We start from the raw sequence: 8,882 nt of genomic DNA on the forward strand, positions 1-8,882 counted from the left end.
GCTGCGGAATCCCCGGCCCCGTAGCGGGGCCGGGGATTCCGCAGCAGGCCGAGGCGGCCTCCGCCGCCGCGAAGGCACTGCAGGTGGCCGCCTCGAAGAAGGGCGCCCCGTACACATACGGGGCCGCCGGCCCCAACCGCTTCGACTGCTCGGGCCTGACCCAGTACGCGTACAAGCGGGCCGGAAAGCGGCTGCCGCGTACGGCCGCCGCGCAGTACAACCGCACCCGCCGTATCAAGGCCGCCTCCCGCCACGGCGGCGACCTGGTGTTCTTCCATTCCGGGAGCAGCGTCTACCACGTGGGCCTGTACGCGGGGCGCGGCCGGATCTGGCATGCGCCCAAGCCGGGGACCGTGGTGCGGCTGGAGCGCATCTGGACCAAGAAGGTCTGGTACGGCAAGGTGCGCTGACGCAAGGCAGGAGAGGCGTGACTGTCAGTGGGCGCCGGTAGGTTGGCCGGGTCGGGGAAGTCCGTCCATCACCGCGAGGGATCACATGTCGTATCTCAACCCGGTCCGCCACATCACCTTCGATGCCCACGACCCGTACGCCCTGGCGCAGTTCTGGTCCGCCCTGACCGGGTATGCGCTTGAGGGCTCCGAACCGGAGGACGACGAGGTGCTGATCACTTCGAACCAGACCGGCGTCCCGGGCCTGCTGTTTCTGCGCGTGCCCGACGTCAAGCAGGGCAAGAACCGCGTCCACCTGGACATCCAGCCGCCCTCGGGCACGCGGGACGCCGAGGTGGAGCGGATGGTCTCACTGGGCGCGTCGGTCATCGACGACCGGCGCACGGAGGACGGGCTCGGCTGGGTGGTGATGACGGACCCGGAGGGAAATGAGTTCTGCGTCGAGCGCAGCGCAGTCGAGCGTGGCTTGGTGGAACCGATGTGACGTCCGATGTCTTCGACACCGGTGCCAACGCGCGTAGCGTGGCCCGGTGTCGGCAGCAGGAGGGGACTTGTGGTGACCGAGGAGTTCCAGGCGGACCGGACCTATGACCATGTGTATCTGGTCTTCATCGACACGGCCGGATATTCGACGATCGTCCTGTCGAACCCGAGAGACCGCGCCGCCCACGCCTTCGACCTGCTGCGCGAGCGGATGCGCACACGGCTCGCGCAGCTGGCCGCGGAGCGCCGCTGCGCCCGCAGCGGGGTGTGGAGCTGGCGGGGCGACGGCGGGTTCTTCGCCGTCCATGACGACAGCGAGAGCGTGGCCCGCGATGTCGCGCTGGAGGCGGCCAAGACCTTCCTCACCCTGGATCTGATCCATCTGCGGGACGAGTTCGCGCGGGCGGGCGTGGGCGGCGAGCTGCATCTGCGGATGGCCGTGCACAAGGGGACGATCCAGCACACCGGCGAGGGGCGGACCGGCACCATCCACTCCCCCGACATCAATCTGGCCGCCCATCTGGAGAAGGCGACCCCCCGGGACTGCCTGGCGATCTCCGAGGACGTGTACCGCACCGCGGGTCCGTACGCCGAGCAGTTCACACCGGTGGGGAGCCATGAGGGCAAGCACGTCTATCTGATGGCCGGGGACGGCGGCCCGCAGCAGGCGGCCAGGGCATGGCTGGCGAGCCGCGGGCTGGGCGGGAGCACCACGGTCCACGCGTATCCCGAGCGGCCGAGCTCCGAGGAGAAGGCACGGCTGCTGGACGCGGCGTCCGAGGAGGTTCTCGACATGGGCACGGCGCTGCGCACCTCCTCCGGCCGGCTGGTCACCACCGAGCGCCCGGCCCGCTATCGCGACGCGGTCCTCGGCCTGTTGCGCCGGGGCGGCATCTACAGCTGTTTTCTGCTGGACCCGTCCTCGGACGCCGCGGCCACGCTGTCGCGGCAGTACCAGGAGGACATGACGAGGAAGATCAAGGACTCGCTGGAGCGGTTCGGCCGGTTCAAGGAGCGCTATGGCGCCGAGGCCGAGGGGCTTCGGGTGTACCAGACGGACGAGTTCCCCGGGTTCTCCGCGCTGGCCGTCGACGTTAGGCGGCCCGACGGGCTGATCCTCTACTCCTCGTATCTCATGGGCACCAGCCCGTACGGCGTGATCGAGCGCGGCGATATGCCGCACTATCTGATCAGCCCGGCGGCCGGACCGGTGTTCGGGCGCATACGGGAGCTGGCCGAGGCCCGCGGCACCACGGGGCACGTCAAGCGCGTCCTGTGAGCCCGGCGTGTGCGTCGCGCTGTAACGGGCCGCCGCTCAGCCCACGTCAGCCCACAGGAACAGTCCAGGGCAGCGCGATCCAGACCGTCTTCCCGCCCTCCGGCGTCGGGATGACCGACACTTCGCCGCCCGACTCCGCGGCCAGCGACCGGATGATCAGCAGGCCCCGACCGTTGTCCTGATGGGTGGCGGGCGGCAGGCGTTTGGGCCATCTGGGGTGGCTGTCGGTGACGCCGATGCTCAGCCGCTCTTCGCGTTCCAGCCGCAGATCCACCGTGAAGGTGGGCGACTGGCCCATCGTGTGCTGGACGGCGTTGGTGGCGAGTTCGGAGACGACGAGCCGTACGACGCCGACGGTCTCCGCATCCGTCGGCAGCCCCCATTCGGCCAGCACGCTCGTCACATATCTTCGCGCCGCGGTCACCGAGACCGGTGCGCTCGGCAGAGTGACGGATGCTTCGTGGTGGTCAGCCATGGCGACCCTGTCCCTTCCAGCCGGGGCGCGGCTGCGGACGCATGCGAGTGGTAATGCCAAGCCAGTGAAGTCGTGGGCAGCCCCGGCGGCTCTAGCGTCAGAGTGCCATCGATGGACCGCACAACGGGTGCGATCCACCGAGTTATGCATATATCTGTCGCTCGAAACGGTGAACTCTGCTACGGAAGACCGGATTTGAGCGGCACACTGGCGACCGGGAATTCGAGAGAATGCCGAAAGGGGATGTCATGCGGTACGGCCCTGCGGTGCGCCGCCGCAAGCTCGGTGCGGAACTCCGCCGTCTGCGCGATCTCGCCGGACTCACCAGCGGCGAGGCCGCGCGCCGGGTGGGCTGGCACCAGTCGAAGGTAAGTCGGCTGGAGACCGGGCGCAGTGGAGCGAGACCGTCCGATGTGGTGCGGCTGCTGGATGTGTACGAGGTCGCGGACCCTGAGTTGCGCGCCCTGCTGGAGGCGTTGTGCGGTGGGGGCGCATCGGATCCCGAGGGGTCGCGGCGCGGCTGGTGGTACGCCTACCGCGATCTGCTGCCGCCCGCCTACCGGGATTTCATCAGCCTGGAGTCGGAGGCCTCGGCCGCCTCCACGCTGGAGACCACGGTGGTGCCGGGCCTGCTGCAGACCCCGGACTACGCGCGGGCGGTGACCCGGGCGGCGCTGCCGGATCTGCCCCGGCCGCAGGTGGACACGCTGGTGGAGGTGCGGATCGCGCGTCAGTCGGTGCTGCGCGGGGCGCGCCCGCTGCGGCTGCACGCGGTGCTCGACGAGGCGGCGCTGCGGCGCGAGGTGGGCGGGCCCGGGGTGATGGCGGGCCAGCTGCGGCATCTCGCGGAGGTCGCGGCGTTGCCTCAAGTGCGGCTGCAGGTACTGCCGTTCTCCGCCGGAATGCCCATTGGCATCACTGGTCCTTTCATTATTTTTTCCTTTTCGCACATTACTGATCTCGATGTTGTTGTTCTCGACCACTTGACGAGTAGCCTCTACCTGGAGCGGAAAGAAGACCTCCGGGCGTACAGCGCCGCGTTCGACACGCTGCGGACCAACGCCCTGACCGTCAAGGAATCGTTGACCTTCATCACCAAAATCGGGGGCGGCGCCTGAGGGGGCACCATGTCCACAATGTCCTGGTCCCTACCCTGCGATTCGGCATTGCGCGATGCGCAATGGCTGCGCAGCAGCTACAGCACCGGAATGAACAACTGCGTGGAGACGGCTTCGCTCCCGCCCGGCCTGCTGGCCGTGCGGGATTCGAAGAACACGTCCGGCCCCGCGCTGCTGTTCGTCCCGGAAGTCTGGCTCTCGTTCGTCGACGCGCTCCGGGGCGGCGCGCTCGACACCGGCGCGGCCACGCGCCAACGCGAGAGCTGAGCTGAGCTGTCAGGCGGTCGGCGCGGTCCGTACGATCGCGTCGGCCGCCTCCTCGATTTGCTGATCGGTCAGATCCGCCCGGGCCGTCAGCCGTAGCCGGGAAATCCCGTCCGGGACGGACGGCGGGCGGAAGCAGCCGACGGCCAGCCCGGCCGCGCGGCAGTCCGCGGCCCACTGCACTGCTTGCTCGGGCGAGGGGGCCCGCACCGACACCACCGACGCGTCGGGCCGCACCGCGCTCAGCCCGGCGGCGGTGAGCCGTTCGTACAGCCCGGTGGCCAGTGCGCGGGCGCGGGCGGGACGCTCCGGCTCGTGGCGCAGCAGGCGCAGACTCGCCAGGGCGGCGCCCACGGCGGCCGGGTTGAGGCCGGTGTCGAAGATGAACGTGCGGGCCGAGTTGACCAGGTGTTCGATCACCCGGGCCGGTCCCAGAACGGCCCCGCCCTGGCTGCCCAGCGCCTTGGAGAGCGTGACGGTCACGACCACGTCGCGCGCGCCCGCGAGCCCCGCGCCCTGCGGCGCGCCGCGTCCGCCGTCGCCGAGTACCCCGAAGCCATGCGCGTCATCGATGACCAGGGCCGCGCCGTATGCGCGGCAGGCGGCGGCGAGGCCGGGCAGCGGGGCGGCGTTCCCGTCGACGGAGAAGACGGAGTCGGTGACGACGAGCGCGCGGCGGCGCGGGCGCCTCGAGCCCCGCGGCGTCTCCGCTGCCGTTTCCGCCGCCTCCGGCGCTGGAGAGGCGGTTTCGAGGGCCTTGCGCACCGCCTCGGGGTCGGCGTGCGGGACGACGGCGACCTCGGCCCTGGACAGCCGGCAGCCGTCGATGAGCGAGGCGTGGTTGACCGCGTCGGACAGGACCAGGGCGTCGCGACCGCTCAGCGCGGTGACGGCGGCGAGGTTCGCCGCGTAGCCGGACGAGAACACCAGGGCCGCCTCGAAGCCGCAGAAGGCGGCGAGCTCCGCCTCCAGCGCGGCGTGCAGCTCCGTATGCCCCGTAACCAGCCGGGACCCGGTCGAGCCCGCGCCCCAGCGGGCCGCCGCCGCGCCGGCCGCGGCCGTCACCTCCGGGTGCCTGGCCAGGCCCAGGTAGTCGTTGCCCGCGAGGTCGAGCAGCGGGGAGTCGGCGGGGCGGGGTTTGATCGTACGGACGAGCCCGGCGCGGCTCCGCCGTTCGCTCTCCTCGTCGATCCACTCGAACGGGTCGTCGTGGCGATCCTGGGGCATACGCCGTCCCTGCCTTCCGTCCGGCACCTGGCCGGGCGCCAACTGTCGGGTCCCGATAGAACGTAGCGGCGTCCATGCATGGGCAGGGTGTGGCAATACACACACCTGGAACGAGTGGTGTTGTGTGGTCCCTCCTTTGCCCCGGGCCCGGGCGCAGGGCAGGATCGGCCCATGGAGCTGCTGAAGACGCTGGTGGACAAGGGGCTGCGGCGCGAGCTGCCGACCCGTGAAGAGGCCCTCGCCGTGCTGGCGACCGCCGACGACGATGTGCTCGACGTGGTGGCCGCGGCGGGCAAGGTGCGCCGCGCCTGGTTCGGGCGGCGGGTGAAGCTCAACTATCTGGTCAACCTCAAGTCCGGGCTGTGCCCCGAGGACTGCTCGTACTGCTCACAGCGGCTCGGCTCGCGCGCCGACATCCTCAAGTACACCTGGCTGAAGCCCGAGGAGGCCGCGGCCGCCGCGGGCGCGGGCGTCTCCGGCGGCGCCAAGCGGGTCTGTCTGGTCGCCAGCGGGCGCGGCCCGACGGACCGGGACGTGGAGCGGGTCTCCCGGACCATTGAGGCGATCAAGGAACAGAACGAAGATGTCGAGGTGTGCGCCTGCCTCGGCCTGCTCTCCGACGGGCAGGCGGCGCGGCTACGGGAAGCGGGCGCCGACGCATACAACCACAACCTCAACACCTCGAAAGCCACATACGGGGACATCACCACCACCCACACCTACGCCGACCGGGTGACGACCGTCCAGCAGGCCCAGGCGGCGGGCATGTCCGCCTGCTCCGGGCTGATCGCGGGCATGGGCGAGACGGACCAGGACCTGGTCGACGTGGTCTTCTCGCTCCGCGAGCTGGACCCCGACTCGGTCCCGGTCAACTTCCTCATCCCCATCGAGGGCACCCCGCTCGCCGAGAAGTGGCAACTCACCCCGCAGCGCTGTCTGCGGATCCTGGCGATGGTGCGGTTCGTCTGCCCGGACGTCGAGGTACGGCTCGCGGGCGGACGGGAGATCCATCTGCGCTCGCTGCAGCCGCTGGCCCTGCACCTGGCGAACTCGATCTTCCTGGGCGACTATCTGACCACCGAGGGCCAGGCCGGCAAGGACGACCTCGCGATGATCGCCGACGCCGGTTTCGAGGTGGAGGGCACGGATACGACGACGCTGCCCACGCACCGGGCCGACGCACTGGCGACGGCACGGGCGGGCTGCGGTTCACACGGCGGTGCTGAGCACGTCGGTTCCGAGGGGGAGGCGGCGAGTGCGGGCTGCGGCTCGGCGGGCGGGGGCTGCGCGCCGTGCGGTGACGCGGCGCCCGCGGCGGGGACGGCTGAGGGAGCTGGAGCCGCAACGGGAGCCGAGCCCGTACCGGCCGCTGCACCCGCCGGCGCGCCGACCGCGGGCGCCCGCACCGATCTGGTCGCCGTGCGCCGCCGTGGCGTGGGCACGGACCTGCCGCCCAATGCCTGAGCCGCAGCTGACACCCGGCAAACCGCTGACGCCCGGCGAGCTGCTGGCCCTGGACCGGCGGCACGTCTGGCATCCGTACGGGCCGATGCCCGGCCGCCGGGACCCGCTGATCGTGGAGTCGGCCGCCGGGGTCAGGCTGCGCCTGGCCGAACCGGCGGAGGGCCGACGGGAGTTGGTCGACGGGATGTCGTCGTGGTGGTCCGCCGTCCACGGCTACAACCACCCGGTGCTCAACGACGCGGCGCGCGGCCAGCTGGACCGGATGAGCCATGTGATGTTCGGCGGGCTCACCCACGAGCCCGCCGTACGGCTGGCCGCCCGCCTCGTGGAGATCACCCCCGAGCCGCTGGAACACGTCTTCCTCGCCGACTCCGGCTCGGTCTCGGTCGAGGTCGCGGTCAAGATGTGCCTGCAGTACTGGCGCTCACTGGGCCGCCCCGACAAGCGGCGGCTGCTCACCTGGCGCGGCGGCTACCACGGCGACACCTGGCAGCCGATGGCGGTGTGCGACCCGGACGGCGGTATGCACCACCTGTGGTCGGGCCTGCTGCCCCGTCAGCTCTTCGCCGACGCGCCCCCACCCGGTGTCGACGCCCTGCCGGACCCGGCGTACGAGGCACATCTGCGCGACCTGATCGCCCGGCACGCCCATGAGCTGGCCGCGGTGATCGTCGAACCGGTGGTGCAGGGCGCGGGCGGGATGCGGTTCCACTCCCCCGGCTTGCTGCGGGTGTTGCGCGAGGCCTGCGACGAGCACGACGTGCTGCTGATCTTCGACGAGATCGCCACCGGCTTCGGCCGCACGGGCGAACTCTTCGCGGCCGGACACGCGGGCGTCAGCCCCGATGTGATGTGCCTGGGCAAGGCGCTCACCGGCGGGTATATGACGCTCGCCGCCACGCTGTGCACACCACGCGTGGCGGACGGCATCTCGCGCGGCGAGCTCCCGGTGCTCGCCCACGGCCCGACGTTCATGGGCAACCCCCTGGCGACCGCCGTCGCGCTCGCCTCGATCGACCTGCTGCTCGGCCACGACTGGCGCCAGGAGATCAAGCGCATCGAGGCGGGGCTACGGGACGGCCTGGCCGCCACGGCCGAACTGCCCGGCGTCCGCGACGTCCGGGTCCTCGGCGCCATCGGCGTCGTCCAGCTCGACCACGCGCTCGACGAGGCGGGCATGGCGGCGGCGACCCGCGCGGCGGTACGGGAGGGCGTATGGCTACGGCCGTTCCGCGACCTGCTGTACACGATGCCGCCCTACATCACGAGCGACGACGATGTGGCCCGCATCTGCACGGCCCTGCATGCGGCGGCCCGCGCGGGCTGAAGCGGCCTCGGCCCTCCGCGCACACACCACCGCACACGACAGCGAAAGGCGCGACCACATGCCCGTACTCGTCATCACCGGAACCGGCACCGAAATCGGCAAGACCATCACCACCGCCGCCGTCGCCGCCACCGCGCTGGCCGCCGGCCGGTCCGTGGCGGTGCTCAAGCCGGCGCAGACGGGGGTTCGGGCGGACGAGCCCGGGGACACGGCGGAGGTGGCTCGGCTGGCGGGGGCGGTGACGCAGGCCGAACTGGCCCGTTACCCGGAGCCGTTGGGCCCGGCCACCGCCGCCCGCCGCGCGGGACGCCCCCCGGTGCACCCGTACGAGGTGGCCGAGGCGGCGGGAAAGCTGGCCGCCGAGCACGATCTGGTGCTGGTGGAGGGCGCGGGCGGGCTGCTGGTGCGGTTCGACGAGGAGGGCGGCACGCTCGCGGACGCGGCCCGGCTGCTGGGTGCGCCCGTGCTGGTCGTCGTACAGGCGGGCCTGGGGACGCTCAACACAACAACACTGACGGCGGAGGCGCTGCGCGCCCGGGGCCTGGACTGCCCGGGCGTCGTGATCGGCAGTTGGCCCAAGGCCCCGGATCTCGCGGACCGCTGCAACCTCGCGGATCTGCCGGAGGCGGCGGGCGTCCCGCTGCTGGGCGCTCTCCCCCAAGGCGCGGCAGCCCTCCCGCCCGCCGACTTCCGCGCCGCGGCCCCTGGCTGGCTGGCGCCCGAGCTCGACGGGACCTGGAGCGCGGAGCGGTTCGCGGCCACGCATGGGTGACCGTACGGCGGGGCGCACGCGCTGATCGCGTGCACGCCCCGCCGACTCACCTCCGCCCCCGCC

At 71.8% G+C, this 8,882-nt stretch carries 10 protein-coding genes; 8 read left to right on the top strand and 2 right to left on the bottom strand.

Features of this window, described 5'->3' with window-relative positions:
- The 3 genes from CCN51_RS15765 to CCN51_RS15775 all read left to right on the top strand — a co-directional run.
- Positions 1–410 (top strand): C40 family peptidase (locus CCN51_RS15765; protein ID WP_211303228.1); only part of this gene is annotated, 410 nt, incomplete at its 5' end.
- An 85-nt stretch (positions 411–495) separates the two neighbouring features.
- Positions 496–894: a VOC family protein gene (locus tag CCN51_RS15770; RefSeq protein ID WP_014181434.1), complete on the top strand. Its 399-nt coding sequence runs from the start codon at positions 496–498 to the stop codon at positions 892–894.
- 72 nt (positions 895–966) lie between these two features.
- The gene (locus tag CCN51_RS15775; RefSeq protein WP_238545517.1) at positions 967–2,172 is read left to right on the top strand and encodes a nucleotidyl cyclase domain-containing protein; all 1,206 of its coding nucleotides are present in this window, start codon (positions 967–969) and stop codon (positions 2,170–2,172) included.
- 46 nt (positions 2,173–2,218) lie between these two features.
- Here the strand turns inward: CCN51_RS15775 and CCN51_RS15780 are convergent, their stop codons facing one another.
- The gene (locus tag CCN51_RS15780; RefSeq protein ID WP_014181432.1) at positions 2,219–2,647 is read right to left on the bottom strand and encodes an ATP-binding protein; all 429 of its coding nucleotides are present in this window, start codon (positions 2,645–2,647) and stop codon (positions 2,219–2,221) included.
- Positions 2,648–2,895: 248 nt separating this feature from the next.
- Here CCN51_RS15780 and CCN51_RS15785 point away from each other — a divergent pair, with 248 nt between their 5' ends.
- Positions 2,896–3,765, top strand: coding sequence for a helix-turn-helix domain-containing protein (locus CCN51_RS15785; RefSeq protein WP_043492430.1), 870 nt, complete (start codon positions 2,896–2,898; stop codon positions 3,763–3,765).
- Between the two features lie 18 nt (positions 3,766–3,783).
- Entirely contained in the window at positions 3,784–4,032 is a 249-nt protein-coding gene (locus tag CCN51_RS15790; protein ID WP_055414056.1) for a DUF397 domain-containing protein, read from the top strand.
- 9 nt (positions 4,033–4,041) lie between these two features.
- On the opposite strand, the gene CCN51_RS15795 is transcribed toward CCN51_RS15790, so the two are convergent.
- On the bottom strand, positions 4,042–5,256 hold the full coding sequence (locus CCN51_RS15795; protein WP_014181429.1) for an 8-amino-7-oxononanoate synthase: 1,215 nt from the start codon (positions 5,254–5,256) through the stop codon (positions 4,042–4,044).
- 171 nt (positions 5,257–5,427) lie between these two features.
- Here CCN51_RS15795 and bioB point away from each other — a divergent pair, with 171 nt between their 5' ends.
- From bioB to bioD, 3 genes are read left to right on the top strand one after another with little or no spacing between them, the layout of a single operon-like run.
- Positions 5,428–6,720, top strand: coding sequence for a biotin synthase BioB (bioB, locus tag CCN51_RS15800; protein ID WP_014181428.1), 1,293 nt, complete (start codon positions 5,428–5,430; stop codon positions 6,718–6,720).
- Positions 6,713–8,047, top strand: coding sequence for an adenosylmethionine--8-amino-7-oxononanoate transaminase (locus CCN51_RS15805; protein ID WP_014181427.1), 1,335 nt, complete (start codon positions 6,713–6,715; stop codon positions 8,045–8,047). The genes bioB and CCN51_RS15805 overlap by 8 nt, the downstream gene beginning before the upstream one ends.
- A 58-nt stretch (positions 8,048–8,105) precedes the next feature.
- Entirely contained in the window at positions 8,106–8,819 is a 714-nt protein-coding gene (gene bioD, locus CCN51_RS15810) for a dethiobiotin synthase (RefSeq protein WP_043492427.1), read from the top strand.
- Positions 8,820–8,882: the final 63 nt, after the last annotated feature.

The organism is Streptomyces milbemycinicus (assembly GCF_002154605.1).
Taxonomy (GTDB): Bacteria; Actinomycetota; Actinomycetes; order Streptomycetales; family Streptomycetaceae; genus Streptomyces; species Streptomyces milbemycinicus.

What these genes read in the sequence shown, in the direction of transcription:
- CCN51_RS15770 (WP_014181434.1), top strand. Translation starts at nt 496, where the DNA reads ATGTCGTATCTCAACCCGGTCCGCCACATCACCTTCGATGCCCACGAC.
- CCN51_RS15780 (WP_014181432.1), bottom strand. Translation starts at nt 2,647, where the DNA reads ATGGCTGACCACCACGAAGCATCCGTCACTCTGCCGAGCGCACCGGTC.
- CCN51_RS15785 (WP_043492430.1), top strand. Translation starts at nt 2,896, where the DNA reads ATGCGGTACGGCCCTGCGGTGCGCCGCCGCAAGCTCGGTGCGGAACTC.
- CCN51_RS15790 (WP_055414056.1), top strand. Translation starts at nt 3,784, where the DNA reads ATGTCCTGGTCCCTACCCTGCGATTCGGCATTGCGCGATGCGCAATGG.
- CCN51_RS15795 (WP_014181429.1), bottom strand. Translation starts at nt 5,256, where the DNA reads ATGCCCCAGGATCGCCACGACGACCCGTTCGAGTGGATCGACGAGGAG.
- bioB (WP_014181428.1), top strand. Translation starts at nt 5,428, where the DNA reads ATGGAGCTGCTGAAGACGCTGGTGGACAAGGGGCTGCGGCGCGAGCTG.
- CCN51_RS15805 (WP_014181427.1), top strand. Translation starts at nt 6,713, where the DNA reads ATGCCTGAGCCGCAGCTGACACCCGGCAAACCGCTGACGCCCGGCGAG.
- bioD (WP_043492427.1), top strand. Translation starts at nt 8,106, where the DNA reads ATGCCCGTACTCGTCATCACCGGAACCGGCACCGAAATCGGCAAGACC.